Here is a 15,130-nt window from a genome sequence, read left to right as displayed (position 1 = left end):
GTCGTTGCGGCCATGCGGCAAGCGCTGGCCCCAGGCGACTCCACGAGCCCGGAAGCAGCAGCCGGGCGGCGAGGTCACCGCTGCCGCCGAGAATAAAGAGAGTGTCTGTGCGTTCAGTCGCCCCGCCGGCGACACCGGGTACGGCTAGACGGGGAGAATGGCGTGTGTGAACCTCATCCTGCGCCGAGCGCGCCGAGTTTTAGCCGTGACCGTCGTCGTGGTGGTGCTGCTTGTCGTGGCATTCCTGTTCTATTCGAGCATGGTGATGATGGGTGACAGGACGGCAGCGGTGAAGGCCTGGTCGAATCCGGCGGTGACCATCACCTCTACCGGGCACTCGGTCGTTCTCGAGCCCACGGGTGAGGCATCCGGGAGCGGGCTGGTCTTCATCCCCGGCGCCAAAGTCGACCCGTATGCCTACCTCTACAAGCTGGCAGGCATCGTCGAGTCGAGCGGCGTAACCGTCGTCATCACGAAACCGACGCTGAATCTCGCGTTCTTCGACCTGCGACCACTCTCACTCTTCGAGGCTGACGCACCGGACGTGACCCGCTGGTTCGTCGGCGGACATTCGCTCGGTGGGGTGCGTGCGTGCCAGCTCGCGGAGTCGCCCGGGGCCGGCGCTGAGGTGGCGGGACTCGTGCTGTTCGGAAGTTATTGCGCCAACAACCTCTCTGACTCGAACCTCGACGTGCTCTCGATCGGTGGGAGCGAAGACGGCCTCAGCACGCCCGGAAAGATCAGGGACGCCTCGCACCTGCTGCCGGGGCAGGCCAACCTCGTGCAGGTCGACGGCCTCAACCACGCCGGATTCGGCGACTACGGCACACAGCCCGGCGACGGCACGGCGACTCTCACCAGCGACCAGGAGCGCGACGCGATCACCGAGCTGCTGCAGTCGGTGGTCGGCAGGAACGTGCGCTGACCGTTGCGAATGCCACCCGTAGTGGCGCCAGCGATTGGCCCGGTGGACTGGATATGGTGTGCTCATGCTATCGCCGAGGGTCGTTCTGAGCGCGTCAGCGCAGTCGGACGTCGACAGCACACTCGACGCCGCCATCCGCGTCGCTCAACAGCACCTCGCCGAGTCAAGCGAATTCGATCCATTCGCGCTGGTCACCGATCTCGACGGCCGCCTGCTCGCCGCCGATGTCGATCTCTCGGGCCTCGGGAAGCATCCGGAATCCGACCGGATAGCGGATGCGACGACAAACCAGCTTCGCTCCATCGTCTCCACGATCCGCTGTGCGGCGCTCACCGTCAACACTCGGCTGAGTGAGATGAAGACGGATGCCGTCGAGGTGCGGATCGAACATCGCGAGGGGGCTGCCCTGCTCGTGTTCCTGCCGTATAAGCGACCGCGATTCGGCGGAGGCATCGACTTCGGCGACCTGCGGGCGTATCCGGCCGCGCCGAACATCTGGACATGACGATCTCTCCTGGAGTGTCGCCATGACCAACGTCGCCCCGAAGACCAACACGACACGTTCGCCATCGACGGTCGAATCACGGAGGTCGTCGATCGACCTCTCCCGGCGAGACCTGACCCTCGACATCGCTCGGGTCTTCTGCGTGCTGCTCGTGGTGGCGATCCACCTCATGATGGTGGGGGTCGGGTTTGACGCAGACGGGCGGCTCGTGGCCCAGAGTCCGAGCGAGAGCCCGCTGGGAACCCAGCCCTGGTTCGCCGGTGTCACCTGGGCTGGCCAGATCATGCCACTGTTCTTCGTCGTAGGTGGATTCGCGTCGATCACCGCCTGGCGCAGCACGGTGCGCCGCGGAGGCACGCCCGCCGACTACGTGCGGAACAGGGTGTTGAGGCTCGCGCAGCCTGCGCTGCCGCTCTACCTCTTCTATGCCGTCGTCATCGGTGCCGCGACCATCGCCGCAATAGCACCCGAACTTCTCAGCCTCGCTGTGCAGGGCGCAGCGTCACCGCTCTGGTTCCTGGCCGCCTACACGCTATGCCAGTCGATGGTTCCCACCATGGTGGGACTCCATACCCGAGCACCGCGGCGTACACTCGCGTCGCTTCTGCTCGGAGCCGTTATCGTCGATTCTCTTCGACTGGCGACAGGAATCGACGAGATCGGTCTCGCCAACCTGTTCTTCGTGTGGTTGTTCGCCCAGCAACTCGGATTCTGGTATGCCGACGGCTGGTTCGCCACCCGCCGGCGATGGCACCTCGTGCTCATCGCTGCTGCCTCCTACGCGGCTCTGCTGCCCCTGACCTTCAGCGGGTCGTATCCATTCGACATGCTCACCAACCTGAACCCGCCCACGGTTCCCCTGATCGCGCTCGCCGTCGCGCAGGCCTGCGTGCTGCGCCTGCTTCGTCCGGCACTCGCCCTGCTGATGAATACCCATGCCGCCCGAGCCGTCGTCTCGATCGTCGGCTCACGGCTCATGACCGTCTACCTGTGGCACCTGCCCATCCTCCTGATCATCACCGGCGCATCGCTGCTCATCCCCGGGGCAGCGCCCACGCCCGGAAGCGCGGCCTGGTGGTGGTCACGGCCGGTGCTCTACATCGTCGTGCTGCTGGCCGTCTTCGCGCTGTCGTTCCTGGTCGGCCGGTGGGAGGCTCCCCGCGAGATCACAGCGACTCCCCCGGGCGGCATCGTCGCCCTTGCTGCCGTACTGTCATTCATTCCGTCGTTCCTTGTGCTCGAGTTCTTCATGAACCTCACCCTGGCCATCGTGGGAAGCATGCTCCTCGCAGTTTCGGTGCTTATGCTCGGACGATGGAGAACTCACGCAACCGCCCTGGACTGAGCCGCATTGAACCTGCCCCCGGGCAGGAGTCGGTCTGGGATTATCCTCGGCCGCCCCGCGTCGAACCCAGTTCGGAGCGAATCGTCGTCACGCTCGGCGGTCGGGTGATCGCCGACACGACCGATTCGGTGCGCGTGCTCGAGACGAGTCATCCACCCGTCTACTACCTGCCCCGCTCGGCTTTCGTCGACGGCAGCCTCATCCTCGCTGCCGGCAGCAGTTTCTGCGAATTCAAGGGTGCAGCGAAATACCTCTCGGTGGTGTCGCCGGATGCCACGGCAGAGCGAGCCGCGTGGTACTACCCGACACCGGCGAAAGGTTTCGAGTCCCTCGCCGACAAGGTTGCCGTATACCCCTCAGCCATGGACTCGTGTGTGGTCGCCGGGGAGACAGTCCAGGCCCAGGAAGGCGACTTCTACGGCGGCTGGATCACGAGCAGGGTGGTCGGCCCGTTCAAGGGCGGCGCGGGCACCACCGGCTGGTAGGGCAGGGTACCTCCCGAAATTCAGCCGTCGAGGAGGTTCGTGCGCACGACCCGCCTCAGCACCTTCCCGACGATATTGCGAGGCAGCTCGTCGACCACTTCGATGCGCCGCGGCACCTTGTATGAAGCCAGGTGTGACTTCGCCCAGGCTCGGAAGTCATCGAGCTCCAGGGTCGTGCCGGGAGCAAGCACGACCACCGCAATGACATCCTCGCCTCCAGAGAGGCTCGGCAGGCCGACGACCGCGGCATCGGCGACCGAGGGATGCGACAGCAGCACCGATTCGACCTCGCTCGGTGCCACGTTGAAGCCGCCGGTGATGATCAGCTCCTTGATACGGTCCACGATCGTGACGAATCCATCGGCAGACACCCTCACGATGTCGCCGGTGCGCAACCAGCCGCCGGGGAGAAGCGCCTCCGCCGTCTCGCTCGGACGATTCCAGTATCCGCTGAACACTTGCGGGCCGCGGATGAGCAGCTCGCCCTCTTCGTCGATCCCCCTGTCGACGGTCGGATCTGCGGGGTCGATGACCCTGATGTCTGTGCTCGGAAACGGCACACCAACGGTGCCCGGCCGACGTGATGGGCCGATCGGGTTTCCGAGGGCCACCGGCGACGTCTCGGTCATGCCGTAACCCTCGACGAGGAGTCCGCCTGTGGTCGTCTCCCACCGGGTCACGGTGTCGATCGGTAGGTTCATCGCGCCAGAAATGGCGAACCGGATGCCACGGAGGCTGACGCCCTTCGCTGTCGCGGCCGTCACCAGCCGATCGTAGATCGGTGGAACGGCCGGCAGGAACGTGGCCGGCGTCGTGCGCATAGCGTCAAGCACGAGATTCTCGTCGAACTTCGGGAACAGCACGAGCCTGGCGCCCATGCTCATAGCGAAGGTCAGGCAGAGGGTCAGCCCGTAGGCGTGGAACATCGGAAGCACCCCGTAGAAGACCTCCATTCCGGGGCGGAGTCCGGGAACCCACGCTTCACCCTGCGACGCGTTCGCCCGCAGGTTCGAATGGGTCAGGATCGCGCCTTTCGGTGACCCCGTGGTTCCGCTCGTGTACTGCAGCACGGCGATGTCGCCGAGCTCGGGGCCCGCGACCCTGCGGTTGATGCGAGACGCGTCGGTGAGAGTGCTCCATGCGACGGCACCCGCGACCGCGCGACCGACGGTGAGCGCTGTGCGGGAATCCCGTGCCTTCTTCACCGGCAGCCGAAGGGCAACCCTGATGCGCAGCGGCATGGCGCGGGTGACATCGACGGAGACGACAGTCTGCACACCGACATCCCGAGGAAAACCGACCACGGTGCCGGCAACCTTGTCCCACACGATCGCCACCTTCGCGCCGTGATCTTCGAACTGGTGGCGAAGCTCGCGCTCGGTGTACAGCGGATTGTGTTCGATCGCGATGGCACCGATACGCAGGATGGCGTAGAACGCCACGACGTGTTGCGGACAGTTCGGCAGCACGAGCGCGACGCGGTCTCCGCGACGAACGCCGAGCTTGCGCAACGCGTTGGCGGCCCTCGCAACCTGGTCGCCGAGCTCTGCGTAGGTCGTCTCCGCTCCAAAGAACTCCAGCGCGACCCGACGACGGTGCCGGCGGACGGACACGTCGAGCATCTCGACCAGCGTTTGCGTCGGCGGGTCGATGGTGGCGGGAACCCCGTCGGCGTACGAGGCGAGCCAGGGCTGTGAAGAGAAAGCAGTCATCAGTCGCATTCTGCCCCATGATCATGTCTGGGTACCACCGTGATTCGGAGCCGACGGTATCTTCGCCTGCCAACATGACGAATGTCGGCCGGCAATTCCGCAGTTTTGCCGCGAACGACGAGTTCACCACCACGGGACACCATGACCGCAGCAGCGGGCTGGGCCCGGCGTCCACGCCAGCGCTGCGAGAATGGCGGGATGCCTAACTCCACAGCTCCCGAGCCCCGACGCGTGATGACGGCGGATGGCGTCGCCGTGGCCACCTACGAATTCGGCGACCCGGATGCATCCACTGTCGTCATGGTGCACGGCTTTGCATCGAGCGCCCTGGGCAACTGGAACCTCACCGGCTGGGTGCGCGACCTGGTGCGCGCCGGTAAACACGTCATCGCCATCGACCAGCGCGGTCACGGCGCGAGTGACAAGCCCCACCACCCCGCCAGCTACACGATCCAGATCCTGGCTGATGACGTGCTCACGGTGCTCGACACATTCCTGCTCGACGAGGTGCAGTACGTGGGCTACTCCCTCGGCGCGAGGGTCGGCTGGAAGGCTGCCCGCGAATACCCTGAACGCATCTCCATGGCCGTGCTCGGCGGAATCCCGGACGGTGACCCGCTGACCCGCTTCGAGCTCGAGCAGGCTCGACGGTTCATCGGCGGTGGCGGGCTTCCCGATGACCGGCTCACGGCAACGTACCTGACCATGGCCGCTGGCATCCCGAACAACGACCTGTCTGCCCTGATCTCGCTCGTCGAGGGCATGCGCAACGGGGAGCAACCGACCGTCGCCAACGCGCCGCGCCAGCCGCTGCTCTTCGCTACCGGCAGCGACGATCGAATCATCGAGAAGTCGCGGGCACTGTGTGCGGCCTCACCTCACGGCACCTTCTTCGAGATACCCGGCCGCAACCACTTCAATGCTCCCCTTTCCCGCGAGTTCCGCGCTGCGGCGATCGCGTTCCTGACGGGTGCGCCTGTCAAGGCTTCCGGGGCAGACTCCTCACCTGAATAGAGTGGTGGGGTGTTCACGAAAAAGACTCCAGCCCCGGTGGCGCCAGAGACTCAACCCACCCTCCGCAGCATGATGACGGATCGCCTGGGCGCCGCCAGCCTCCGCAGCGGCCAGATCATCGTCATCGTTCTGCTCGTGATTGCAGCCGTGTTCGCACTCGTCCAGCTGAAGCTGGTGGTGATCCCGCTGTTGATCGCCCTGATCCTCGCCTCGGCGGCGAGCCCCGTGCAGAGGGCGATGCGCACGCGCGGGGTGTCGGCGATCCTCGCGACCTGGATCACCCTGGTCGCGGCGATCGCGGTGTTCGGCGGCATCATCACCCTCATCGTCGTGGCGGTCCAGAACCAATGGGATGAGCTCGCCGTGTCGGCGACCAAGGGCATCGACACCATCCAGACCTTCATCGAGGATGGCCCGATCCCGATCGATCAGGCGCAGATCGACTCGGCACGCGACGGGATCGTCGACTTCATCACGAGCGCGCAGTTCGGCTCTGGCGCGGTAGCAGGCGTGTCTGTCGCAGGAGAGTTCATCGCGGGCACCGTGCTCATGGTGGTGATCCTGTTCTTCTTCCTCAAAGACGGCAACGTCATCTGGGAGTTCTTCCTGAGGCCGTTCTCCGGGCACCAGCTGGCGCGCGGTCGCCACATCGGCCGCACGGCTGTGCGGACCCTGGGTGGCTACGTGCGCGGTACCGCCGTGATCGCATTCGTGGATGCCTCTGCCATCGGGATCGGACTCGCGATACTCCAGGTCCCACTTGCACTGCCGCTGGCCGTCATCGTCTTTCTCTTCTCGTTCATACCGATCGTCGGTGCCACCGTGGCCGGAGCCCTTGCGGCGCTGATCGCTCTCGTGGCCAGCGGGCCATTCACTGCCCTGATCGTCGTAATCATCGTCGTCGCTGTGAACCAGCTTGAAGGAAATTTCCTGCAGCCCGTTGTGATGGCCCAGTCTCTCAAGCTGCATCCACTGGTCATCCTGCTTGCGCTGACGGCGGGCACGATCGTCGGTGGCATTGTCGGTGCCGTGTTGTCTGTGCCGATCGCGGCCGTGGCGTGGGCAATCATCAAGGTCTGGAACCGACCAGAGGCTGAGGCCGAATACTCGACCGCAGCACCGGCCCCTAGAAAGCGCCGCTAGGCAGGTCTTTCTCTCCGTCGACGATCGCCTTCACGATTCGCGCGGCAACTACTTCCGGTGCGAGGCCCGGAGGGAATGCGGGGGCTGTGCCCTGCAAGGGGTGCAATGACAGCGCGGTTTCGATATGACCCGGCCTGGCATCGATGAGGCGGATGGATGCGCGCCGCAGTTCGCGGGACGATGCCTGCATGAACGCAGCAAGGGCCGCCTTCGACGCAGAGTAGGCCGCGAGCCCGGCGGTAGGAGTCTCGGATACGATTCCGCTGAACGTCACCACGAAAGGATCACCGCCGGACTGAGCAGCCGCCGACAGGTGGGGTGCCGCGGCGCGCACCAGTCGCACGGGGGCGAGGGCATTGGTGTCGAACAGCTCACGAAGTGTGGCATCCGACACCTCGGTAGCCGGCCCGAAGGCGACCACCCCGGCAGCGATGACGAGGCCATCGAGCCTGCCGTGCGCGGCCGCCGCGGCCTCGATGAGCGACTCGGCAGCGCCGTCGGTGCGCAGGTCGGCCGCGAGCGATGCGGTCGAGCGGCCCGAGCGGAGCACGGTAGCGCCAGCCTGCTCGAGCTGGTCTGATATGCGGGAGCCAAGCCCGCCAGTCGCACCGACAACCAGGACGACCGCGCCATTTAGATCTGTCATGATCCGACTCTAGACGAGGAAGCTGCCCGCTGTGAAGGCTGTCAGGCTGGCGGCCTCAGCCCGCAGATTGCGATCCGAGGAAAGGCACGCAAGACTGTCCGGATGGCCGAACCGACAGACACCCGCGTTGCCGTCTATATCGACTTCGACAACATCGTCATCTCCCGGTACAACCAACTGCACGGCCGGGGAAACCGGGTGCAGAAGGTCAAGGATCTCGACCCTAAAGACCCAGCGACCGCGAAGCTGCTCGAGGAGGCCAAGGTCGATCTCGGTGCCGTTCTCGATTACGCATCGTCGTTCGGCACCATCGCCGTCAGCCGCGCATACGCCGACTGGTCGGTTGCAGTCAACGCCGACTACAGCCGCCAGCTGATCGAGCGCGCGGTGGACCTGATCCAGCTGTTCCCCACCGTCGCCTCTGGCAAGAACGGTGCAGATATCAGGCTGGCGCTCGATGTCGCAGAAGACCTGTTCAGGCTGCCGCACCTCACCCACGTGGTGATCGTCGCCGGCGACTCTGACTACATCGCGCTCGCGCAGCGCAGCAAGCAGTTGAACCGCTACGTGGTCGGTATCGGGGTTGCCGGTTCCACGAGCAAAGCCCTGGCCTATGCGTGCAATGAGTTCAAGGACTACGACGCCCTCCCCGGCGTGACGATTCCCGCGCCCGTGACGTCGGTCGAGCTTTCACAGATCAAGACCCGCAGGTCGTCGAAGCCTCGAAGCGAGAACGATATTGCCGCCGACCTCCTCGTACGCGCACTGCAGCTCGGCCAGGAGAAAACCGACGAGGAGTGGCAGTCCAGCGCTGGAGTGAAGAGCCAGATGCTGCGCCTCGACCCCACGTTCCAGGAGCGCGCTCTCGGGTTCAAGACCTTCACCGATTTCGCGCAGGCCCTCGAGAAGATCGTCGAGCTCGACAGCGGCACCACCAACAGGAAGATCCGCCTTCGGAACAAGGCCTGAGCTTTCGGCACCGAGCAGCGTCAGGCCACCGCACCCCAGTACCTTCGGCGGAGGATGGCCCGCTCTACCAGGGTCCACGTGGTCGTCGTGGCAAGGTAGATCACGGCCGCCAGCGGTACGACCGCGGCCACGACGAGCGTGATGAACGGCAGCCACGACAGCACCGCGTTCAGTCGGGCCATGGCCGGGGCATCCACCGGCTGGATCGCCAGTCGCCGGGCGATGAGACGCGACATCCAGGCGACGGCGCCGATCACGACGATGAGCCCGACGAAGACGAAGATGCCCGGCCAGGTGACGCCGGTCGTAGCGAGGGATGCGCCCAGCGGCACCCCACCGATGGTCGACGCGAGCAGGGCGTTGGCATGGCCGCCGATGGTGCCGCGGATGAAGAGCGCGTAGACGATCGAGATCACCGGCGCCTGCAGCAGCATCGGCAGGAAACCCGCCATCGGGCTGACATTCTCTGCCCGGTACAGCGCCATCGTCTTCTTCTGCAGCAGCGCGGGGTTCTTCTTGTATTTGCGCTGCAGCGTCCGCAGCTTCGGGGCGATCCGGCGTCCAGACCACTCCGCCCTGACCTGTGAGATTCCTACGGGGATGAGCAGGATGCGCACCAGGAGAGTGAGAGCGATGATGGCGACGCCGGCACTCCATGAGCCGATGAACGGTTCGAGAAGCTGTGCGATGCTCTCGACGAGCCGGTATGCAGCATCGAGAATGTGCCAGAGCGGGGCAAAAGAAAACGGGTCCATGAGAAAGTCCTGTCCAGGGAGGGTGATGGTAGGAGTCTTGCGGCGACGCAGAATCCAGCCTGGGTGAGGCCCGGTGGCTGGCTACGCGGCGAGACCCTCAGACGGTGCCCTGGTGAGAGGCAACCCGGCAGTGGACGGATGCCGCGGCGCGGGCATCCCGGTCATGGCCTCCCTGTGCGCGCGAGCCCTGGACCCCACGGTCACTTCACGGGAGCCGACCACGATGGCCGCACGGCGAACGGCAGACACGAGGAGCACGGCGGCCACCCCTGCGACGACGAGGGCAGGAGGTGCGCCCTGCGAGACCACGAGCGCGACGATGACGGCCGTGGCCAGAGTGGCCAACCGTTCATACACGACGCGCACCATGCGACCGACTCTAGTCGCCGACGTCGGCTCAGCCGAGCTCGACCCTGGTTCCCTCACCGTACGTCGATGCGCCGGAATCGGTCACCATCGCGAAGGTGCCGACCGGAACGCCGCTCATCTGGCTGATGTCGTTGGCTGCCCTCAGCAACGCGTCCTCCGATGCTCCGCTGACGAAGAACAGGTAATGCCCCTCCCACTCTTCGGGGTCGTCGTGCATCGTGGCGCCGTCATATTTGGGCATCTCATCGAGGCTCGCCACGAACTCGGAGATGTCGTCGATCCACGGGAAGGCGTATTCGCCCTCCTCGAGCTCGGTGGATTTGGTCAACGGAACGTGCACTTCGACTACGAGATCACCCATACCCCTACTGTATTGCCGTACCCCAGACGCGGTGGAGTGTGCGACGCTGGGGCGTGCAGGGCAGACCGAGAGATGGCCGGGTCATCGCGGGCGTCTGCGCAGGGGTGGCACGCCGGTTCGACATCACCGCCTACACGGTGCGAGTGATCACCCTGTTGGCCGTACTGTTCGGCGGACTGAACGTCTCCGTCTATGTGGTGCTGTGGATCGTCATCCCGTCAGACGACTACTGAGGACCTGACCCGCGCGCACGCCATGCGCAGTTCCCCTACTGAATGGCATGGGTGATCGCGCGGGTGCTTGGATGGGGGTAACGACATTCCACGATCGGAGCCAGCATGGCAGCAGCATCCTTCGCCGATAGCGTCCCCGACCTGACCGGCCGGCTCGCGATCATCACCGGCGCCAACAGCGGTCTCGGTTTCGGACTGACCGGCAGGCTTGCGCGCGCTGGCGCCGAGGTGATTCTCGCGGTTCGCTCGGTGGAGAAAGGAACAGCGGCCGCAGAACATGTGCGCAGCGAGCTGCCGGGCGCGAAGCTCGACGTCCGCGTGCTGGACCTGGCCTCGCTCGACAGCATCGCAGCGTTCGCCACGACCATCGCCTCCGACGGCCGACCCGTCGACATCCTGATCAACAACGCGGGAGTGATGGCGCCACCGAAACGAATGACGACCGCCGACGGATTCGAGCTGCAGTTCGGTAGCAACCACCTCGGCCCATTTGCCCTCACCGCACAACTCCTGCCCGCTTTACGTTCCGCCGAGAAGCCCCGGGTTACGAGCACGAGCAGCCTGGCGGCGCGTGCAGGGCGAATCGACTGGAATGACCTGCAGTCTGTGAAGCGCTATGTACCGTTCGGGGCATATGGGCTCTCGAAGCTCGCCAACCTCATGTTCGCGCGGGAGTTGCAGTTGCGCAGCGACGCTGCGGGCTGGGGAATCACGAGCACCGCCGCGCATCCCGGCGGAACCGCCACAAACCTGCAGGTGGCGGGCCCTCGGCAGGGTCGCGCGCTCACCGGCATCAGTGCCTGGGCGAACGGTCGATTCCTACAGCCCCTCGCACAGGGCATCCTGCCCTCCCTCTACGCCGCAACAAGCCCTGGCATCGCACCGGGCGGTTACTACGGTCCGAACGGATTCCTCGAGATCCGGGGTGCGGCCACTACGGCCCATGTGCCGCGTCGCGCACGGGACACCGCCGACTCGGCTCGGCTCTGGACGGTGTCTGAGGAACTCACCGGTATTACCGCCGGCTAGTCCTCATGGGACGGAGCCGACCCCACCTGTCAAGCCCTCGCCTGGGTGCGCCCGAACCCGTACCGTGAGGTGATGTCAGATCTATCTGTAGGAGACCGCGTCAGCTGGGACACGTCACAGGGCCGTACTCACGGCAGGATCCTCGAGCGGAAGGTGAAGGACTTCGAGTTCGCCAACCAGAAGTTCACCGCGTCATCCGCTGAGCCAGCATTCATCGTGCAGTCCGAGAAGACCGATGCGAAGGCCGCCCATAAGTGGAGTGCGCTGCGCAAGCTGAAGGATTAGCGCCCCGAGAGATCATGCATTGCCACTCGCCGCATCGCGGGTCTACCGTGGGGCATGTCGTTCGACCCTGAAGAGTATCGCGATGCGCTAGGCCGTTCGCACCGGCATGCCCTCGACTGGCTCGACTCCGTGCCCGGTCGTCCGGTGCGCCCCACCCTGACCGCAGATGAACTGGATTTCGCCGGTCCCCTGCCGGATGGTCCCACGAGTGCTGCTGCGGTGGTCGATGAACTGGCTCGGAAGGCCGAACCGGGCCTGATGGCGATTCCTTCGGGGAAGTTCTTCGGTTGGGTGATGGGCGGCACGCTGCCAGCCGCGCTTGCCGCTGACTGGCTTGTCAGCGCCTGGGATCAGAACGCCGGGCTGCGGTACGCGACGCCCGCCGCTGCCGCGATCGAGGAGACCGCAGGATCCTGGCTCCTTGAGGCCCTGCACCTTCCAGCAGCCGCCGCTGTGGGGTTCACCACCGGTGGCACGATGGCGAACATGGTGGGACTCGCTGCAGGCCGCGGCGATGTGCTGCACAGGGTCGGCTGGGATCTCAATACCCGCGGACTGCAGGGTGCGCCGAAGGTGACAGTGCTCGCCGGCGCCGAGGTGCACGCCTCGGTGGAGCTCGCGCTGCGCTACCTGGGGCTCGGGATGCCGCAACTGGTGGAATCAGATGCGCAGGGTCGACTGCGCCCGGACTCGCTCGCTCTCGCCCTGGCCGAGACCGACGGGCCAGTGATGGTCGCACTCCAGGCGGGCAACCTGCACTCGGGTGCTTTCGATCCGATGCGCGATTGCATCGAGATTGCCCACGAGAACAGCGCCTGGGTGCATGTGGATGGCGCGTTCGGGCTATGGGCAGCAGCGAGCCCCCGCTGGGCAACGGAGCTCGACGGTCTCGACGACGCCGACTCCTGGGCGACGGATGCCCACAAGACCCTCAACGTGCCCTACGACTGCGGAGTCGCGATCGTCGCAGATCCGACCGCTGCCCGCACCGCTTTCGGCGCCCACACGAGCTACCTGATCCAGCGGGCTGACGGCCCACCAGACCCTTTCGAGCTGGTTCCCGAGCTGTCGCGACGCGGACGCGGGATTCCGGTGTGGGCCGCGCTGAGATCACTCGGCCGTTCAGGCGTGATTGAACTCGTCGAGGGGTTGGCCGCTCGAGCGCGAGAGCTGGCCGACGCTCTCGGGCAGATCGAGAGCATCGAAATCCTGAATGACGTCGTCTTCACACAGGTCTGCCTGTCATTCGGCAGCGATGAGCGCACCCGGACCGTCACCCAGGCACTCATCGCAGACGGTGAGGTGTGGATGTCTGGCTCACGATGGTCCGGCCGCGATGTCCTGCGGATCTCGGTCAGCAACTGGTCGACGGATGCTGCGGATGTGGCGACCTCGGTGCAGGCCGTGCAGCGCGCGATGCGCCAAGCAGCGGCACCCTGAGTTGAGCAGGGTGGGCTAGTCGTCGTCCTTGCTCGAATTCCCGCCACTGTTGTTCTCGCCGGAGCCGCCGTTCTTCGCGTGCGACTTCCCGGTGCTCTCATCGGAGTCGAGGTCGCTCCCCTTGGAATCTTCCTCGCTCTCATCGGAATCGTCGTCGCTCGGGGTCCCGTTGTGCTTGCCGGAATTTCCGAACCCGTTGTCTTCACCCGAGCTGCCGATGCCGTTGTTATGGCCCGAATTACCCGTGCCGCTCTCGTGACGTGAGTCGGCGTCTTCGCCCTCGTCGTCGCTTAACCCCCTGGCAGGAGCGTCACCAGTGGGCACGGGCGTGGAAGTGATGACGGCAGGTACGCCGGGCGCTTCCCCCTGATCGGTCGCCTCGACGCCCACTGCCCTTAGCGGTTCACTGTCGGAGACGACCTGATCGAACACATCCTGTGCTCCCGGGGGAAGCAGCCCGGCTGTTCCCATGCTCGCTGCGGCTGCAGCCCCCGCTGCACCCAAGACAATCGCCACAGTGACGCCCAGACCGAACAGCCCCCTGACTGCCCGACCGGTTGCGCCGTTGGTGGGTATTCCGCTCGCGATGACGTTGCTTTGCATGGCAAGAGGAGTCGCGGTCAGGTCCGCTCGTGCACTGAGAGCTGCTGACGGTTGTGGCGCAGGCCCGATTGCCGCGCTGCGATATGCCGTGAGCAGGTCAGCCAGCGAGTCCAGATCAGGGCGTGCAGGCAGGCGACCGTGAGCGAGCTCGCAAGCGTCGCTACCGGGTTTCGTTGTGGTTTTCATCTCACACGGGTAATCGTTCGAGGGGTCGAAAAGGGTACGGCTTCGCGAAAATTTTTTTCCGGAGTGAGTCGATTGCCCGCTTCTGCAGCGACTTGACGGCACCCGTCTTCTTACCGAGCACGTCGGCAATCTGTTCGATGGTGAGGTCCGACACGATCCGCAGCACCATGACGTTGCGCTGGTCCACCGGCAGGAAGTCGAAGAGAGCGAGAACAGACTCGTCGGATGATCTGAGGTCGGCGGCATCCTCTGCGCTCGGTTCAGATCGCAGGTCGTTTTCAGGCAGCCATTGCGCAGGTTCGCCTCGTCGAGAGCGCTGGCGCATCTCATCCACAACTCGGCGGTAGGCGATGGAGAACAGGTACGACCGGAACTCAGACTCGGTTCCGGTGAACGTCGACAACGTGTCGAAGACAGCGAGGAACACGTCGCTGGCAAGATCATCAGGATCCCTGGCTCCGCGGCCGCGAGCGAACCCGACGACGCTGGGCGCATACTCGCGCCACAACGTCGCGCTTGCCCACGCTGCACCCGATTGCGCAGCGGCGAGCACAAGGTCGAACGTCACTCCATCGGTGCGCGTGTCCCCAGGATTCACCACAATCTGACGATATGGGGCACGGCCTATCACCACCAGAGATGCGATCACCCCAGAAAGGAGGTCATGATGATGGCTCACCTACTCCACAGTTTCGACCGTCACCTCGAGGTGACTGCCGACGTCGATACCCTTGGCACTGCGCACCGCCTTCCCGATCGAAAGAACAATGGCGCCCACTCTCGGGTCCGGGAAGATCGAAGGGTGCTCGGCGCTCCCGCCTATTGACCCCGTCTCACCGGCGCAGTGGTGAAGGTGCATGTGGAGATCGTCACTCGGCCACGCCGATCACGATCTTGCCTCGGTGCTGGGCGGCTCCGAATCGTTTCATCGCGAACGTGGTCTCTGTGAGCGGCAGCACGCAGTCGATGTAGGGCTTCAGCACGCCGACTTCGGCGAGAGTCGCGACGGCGGAGGTGCTGCGATTGACTTTCAGCCACAGCATCCGGAACCGTCTGCCGGTCACCCGGCCGAGAAGGCGACCCCAGATCGCGAGCCCGAGTCGCAAGCCCAAACTGCGAGCGCGA

General features: G+C 65.2%; 20 protein-coding genes. 11 read left to right on the top strand and 9 right to left on the bottom strand.

The window, feature by feature from the left end; translation table 11 throughout:
* Nucleotides 1-157: 157 nt before the first annotated feature.
* From IEW81_RS10765 to IEW81_RS10750, 4 genes are all read left to right on the top strand, one after another.
* Nucleotides 158-925 (top strand): alpha/beta hydrolase, encoded by a 768-nt coding sequence (locus tag IEW81_RS10765; RefSeq protein WP_097061331.1) that lies wholly within the window; start codon nt 158-160, stop codon nt 923-925.
* Nucleotides 926-989: 64 nt separating this feature from the next.
* The gene (locus tag IEW81_RS10760; RefSeq protein WP_143544711.1) at nt 990-1,430 is read left to right on the top strand and encodes a hypothetical protein; all 441 of its coding nucleotides are present in this window, start codon (nt 990-992) and stop codon (nt 1,428-1,430) included.
* Nucleotides 1,431-1,452: 22 nt separating this feature from the next.
* Nucleotides 1,453-2,775, top strand: a complete 1,323-nt coding sequence (locus IEW81_RS10755; protein WP_097061333.1) for an acyltransferase family protein — start codon at nt 1,453-1,455, stop codon at nt 2,773-2,775.
* Nucleotides 2,745-3,260: a DUF427 domain-containing protein gene (locus IEW81_RS10750; protein WP_097061334.1), complete on the top strand. Its 516-nt coding sequence runs from the start codon at nt 2,745-2,747 to the stop codon at nt 3,258-3,260. The genes IEW81_RS10755 and IEW81_RS10750 overlap by 31 nt, the downstream gene beginning before the upstream one ends.
* A gap of 20 nt (nt 3,261-3,280) precedes the next feature.
* Here IEW81_RS10750 and IEW81_RS10745 read toward each other — a convergent pair whose 3' ends face one another.
* Nucleotides 3,281-4,972 carry a long-chain-fatty-acid--CoA ligase gene (locus IEW81_RS10745; protein ID WP_097061335.1) on the bottom strand — a complete coding sequence of 564 codons (1,692 nt, stop codon included), beginning with the start codon at nt 4,970-4,972 and terminating at the stop codon, nt 3,281-3,283.
* Between the two features lie 198 nt (nt 4,973-5,170).
* Between IEW81_RS10745 and IEW81_RS10740 the strand changes: the two genes are divergently transcribed.
* On the top strand, nt 5,171-5,986 hold the full coding sequence (locus IEW81_RS10740; RefSeq protein WP_097061337.1) for an alpha/beta fold hydrolase: 816 nt from the start codon (nt 5,171-5,173) through the stop codon (nt 5,984-5,986).
* Between the two features lie 9 nt (nt 5,987-5,995).
* On the top strand, nt 5,996-7,129 hold the full coding sequence (locus tag IEW81_RS10735; protein ID WP_229671360.1) for an AI-2E family transporter: 1,134 nt from the start codon (nt 5,996-5,998) through the stop codon (nt 7,127-7,129).
* On the opposite strand, the gene IEW81_RS10730 is transcribed toward IEW81_RS10735, so the two are convergent.
* On the bottom strand, nt 7,113-7,775 hold the full coding sequence (locus IEW81_RS10730; RefSeq protein WP_097061338.1) for an SDR family NAD(P)-dependent oxidoreductase: 663 nt from the start codon (nt 7,773-7,775) through the stop codon (nt 7,113-7,115). The two genes, IEW81_RS10735 and IEW81_RS10730, sit on opposite strands and share 17 nt — an antisense overlap.
* Before the next feature lie 102 nt (nt 7,776-7,877).
* On the opposite strand from IEW81_RS10730, the gene IEW81_RS10725 reads away from it, so the two are divergent.
* On the top strand, nt 7,878-8,744 hold the full coding sequence (locus tag IEW81_RS10725; protein ID WP_097061339.1) for an NYN domain-containing protein: 867 nt from the start codon (nt 7,878-7,880) through the stop codon (nt 8,742-8,744).
* A gap of 20 nt (nt 8,745-8,764) precedes the next feature.
* Here the strand turns inward: IEW81_RS10725 and IEW81_RS10720 are convergent, their stop codons facing one another.
* The 3 genes from IEW81_RS10720 to IEW81_RS10710 all read right to left on the bottom strand — a co-directional run bounded on the left by IEW81_RS10720 (nt 8,765) and on the right by IEW81_RS10710 (nt 10,229).
* Nucleotides 8,765-9,499, bottom strand: coding sequence for a YidC/Oxa1 family membrane protein insertase (locus IEW81_RS10720; protein ID WP_097061340.1), 735 nt, complete (start codon nt 9,497-9,499; stop codon nt 8,765-8,767).
* A gap of 81 nt (nt 9,500-9,580) precedes the next feature.
* The gene (locus IEW81_RS10715) at nt 9,581-9,868 is read right to left on the bottom strand and encodes a hypothetical protein (RefSeq protein ID WP_097061341.1); all 288 of its coding nucleotides are present in this window, start codon (nt 9,866-9,868) and stop codon (nt 9,581-9,583) included.
* Between the two features lie 28 nt (nt 9,869-9,896).
* Nucleotides 9,897-10,229 (bottom strand): hypothetical protein, encoded by a 333-nt coding sequence (locus IEW81_RS10710; protein WP_097061342.1) that lies wholly within the window; start codon nt 10,227-10,229, stop codon nt 9,897-9,899.
* Between the two features lie 53 nt (nt 10,230-10,282).
* Here IEW81_RS10710 and IEW81_RS10705 point away from each other — a divergent pair, with 53 nt between their 5' ends.
* From IEW81_RS10705 to IEW81_RS10690, 4 genes are all read left to right on the top strand, one after another.
* Nucleotides 10,283-10,462, top strand: coding sequence for a PspC domain-containing protein (locus tag IEW81_RS10705; protein ID WP_097061343.1), 180 nt, complete (start codon nt 10,283-10,285; stop codon nt 10,460-10,462).
* Nucleotides 10,463-10,567: 105 nt separating this feature from the next.
* Complete coding sequence (locus IEW81_RS10700; protein WP_097061344.1) at nt 10,568-11,491, top strand: SDR family oxidoreductase; 924 nt, start codon at nt 10,568-10,570, stop codon at nt 11,489-11,491.
* Nucleotides 11,492-11,563: 72 nt separating this feature from the next.
* Nucleotides 11,564-11,776 carry a hypervirulence associated TUDOR domain-containing protein gene (locus IEW81_RS10695; protein ID WP_097061491.1) on the top strand — a complete coding sequence of 71 codons (213 nt, stop codon included), beginning with the start codon at nt 11,564-11,566 and terminating at the stop codon, nt 11,774-11,776.
* A gap of 54 nt (nt 11,777-11,830) precedes the next feature.
* Nucleotides 11,831-13,216, top strand: a complete 1,386-nt coding sequence (locus tag IEW81_RS10690; RefSeq protein WP_097061345.1) for a pyridoxal phosphate-dependent decarboxylase family protein — start codon at nt 11,831-11,833, stop codon at nt 13,214-13,216.
* Nucleotides 13,217-13,231: 15 nt separating this feature from the next.
* Here IEW81_RS10690 and IEW81_RS10685 read toward each other — a convergent pair whose 3' ends face one another.
* The 4 genes from IEW81_RS10685 to IEW81_RS10670 all read right to left on the bottom strand — a co-directional run bounded on the left by IEW81_RS10685 (nt 13,232) and on the right by IEW81_RS10670 (nt 15,111).
* Nucleotides 13,232-14,005 (bottom strand): hypothetical protein, encoded by a 774-nt coding sequence (locus IEW81_RS10685; protein WP_097061346.1) that lies wholly within the window; start codon nt 14,003-14,005, stop codon nt 13,232-13,234.
* Between the two features lies 1 nt (nt 14,006).
* Nucleotides 14,007-14,606, bottom strand: a complete 600-nt coding sequence (locus IEW81_RS10680) for an RNA polymerase sigma factor (RefSeq protein ID WP_179691883.1) — start codon at nt 14,604-14,606, stop codon at nt 14,007-14,009.
* A gap of 78 nt (nt 14,607-14,684) precedes the next feature.
* Nucleotides 14,685-14,864, bottom strand: coding sequence for a DUF1905 domain-containing protein (locus IEW81_RS14780; RefSeq protein WP_097061348.1), 180 nt, complete (start codon nt 14,862-14,864; stop codon nt 14,685-14,687).
* 10 nt (nt 14,865-14,874) lie between these two features.
* Nucleotides 14,875-15,111 carry a zinc-binding dehydrogenase gene (locus IEW81_RS10670; protein ID WP_097061349.1) on the bottom strand — a complete coding sequence of 79 codons (237 nt, stop codon included), beginning with the start codon at nt 15,109-15,111 and terminating at the stop codon, nt 14,875-14,877.
* Nucleotides 15,112-15,130: the final 19 nt, after the last annotated feature.

Source organism: Salinibacterium xinjiangense, from assembly GCF_014645015.1.
Taxonomy (GTDB): Bacteria; Actinomycetota; Actinomycetes; order Actinomycetales; family Microbacteriaceae; genus Rhodoglobus; species Rhodoglobus xinjiangensis.
The sequence above is the reverse complement of the archived record's forward strand: the minus strand, read 5'-3'. Positions and strand labels throughout refer to the sequence as shown.

Bases quoted from the DNA above. Each gene is read 5' to 3' on its own strand.
- IEW81_RS10750 (WP_097061334.1), top strand. From the start codon at position 2,745: ATGGAGAACTCACGCAACCGCCCTGGACTGAGCCGCATTGAACCTGCC.
- IEW81_RS10695 (WP_097061491.1), top strand. From the start codon at position 11,564: ATGTCAGATCTATCTGTAGGAGACCGCGTCAGCTGGGACACGTCACAG.
- IEW81_RS10730 (WP_097061338.1), bottom strand. From the start codon at position 7,775: ATGACAGATCTAAATGGCGCGGTCGTCCTGGTTGTCGGTGCGACTGGC.
- IEW81_RS14780 (WP_097061348.1), bottom strand. From the start codon at position 14,864: ATGCACCTTCACCACTGCGCCGGTGAGACGGGGTCAATAGGCGGGAGC.
- IEW81_RS10700 (WP_097061344.1), top strand. From the start codon at position 10,568: ATGGCAGCAGCATCCTTCGCCGATAGCGTCCCCGACCTGACCGGCCGG.
- IEW81_RS10765 (WP_097061331.1), top strand. From the start codon at position 158: ATGGCGTGTGTGAACCTCATCCTGCGCCGAGCGCGCCGAGTTTTAGCC.
- IEW81_RS10710 (WP_097061342.1), bottom strand. From the start codon at position 10,229: ATGGGTGATCTCGTAGTCGAAGTGCACGTTCCGTTGACCAAATCCACC.
- IEW81_RS10720 (WP_097061340.1), bottom strand. From the start codon at position 9,499: ATGGACCCGTTTTCTTTTGCCCCGCTCTGGCACATTCTCGATGCTGCA.
- IEW81_RS10740 (WP_097061337.1), top strand. From the start codon at position 5,171: ATGCCTAACTCCACAGCTCCCGAGCCCCGACGCGTGATGACGGCGGAT.
- IEW81_RS10755 (WP_097061333.1), top strand. From the start codon at position 1,453: ATGACCAACGTCGCCCCGAAGACCAACACGACACGTTCGCCATCGACG.
- IEW81_RS10760 (WP_143544711.1), top strand. From the start codon at position 990: ATGCTATCGCCGAGGGTCGTTCTGAGCGCGTCAGCGCAGTCGGACGTC.
- IEW81_RS10745 (WP_097061335.1), bottom strand. From the start codon at position 4,972: ATGACTGCTTTCTCTTCACAGCCCTGGCTCGCCTCGTACGCCGACGGG.
- IEW81_RS10725 (WP_097061339.1), top strand. From the start codon at position 7,878: ATGGCCGAACCGACAGACACCCGCGTTGCCGTCTATATCGACTTCGAC.
- IEW81_RS10685 (WP_097061346.1), bottom strand. From the start codon at position 14,005: ATGAAAACCACAACGAAACCCGGTAGCGACGCTTGCGAGCTCGCTCAC.
- IEW81_RS10690 (WP_097061345.1), top strand. From the start codon at position 11,831: ATGTCGTTCGACCCTGAAGAGTATCGCGATGCGCTAGGCCGTTCGCAC.
- IEW81_RS10715 (WP_097061341.1), bottom strand. From the start codon at position 9,868: ATGGTGCGCGTCGTGTATGAACGGTTGGCCACTCTGGCCACGGCCGTC.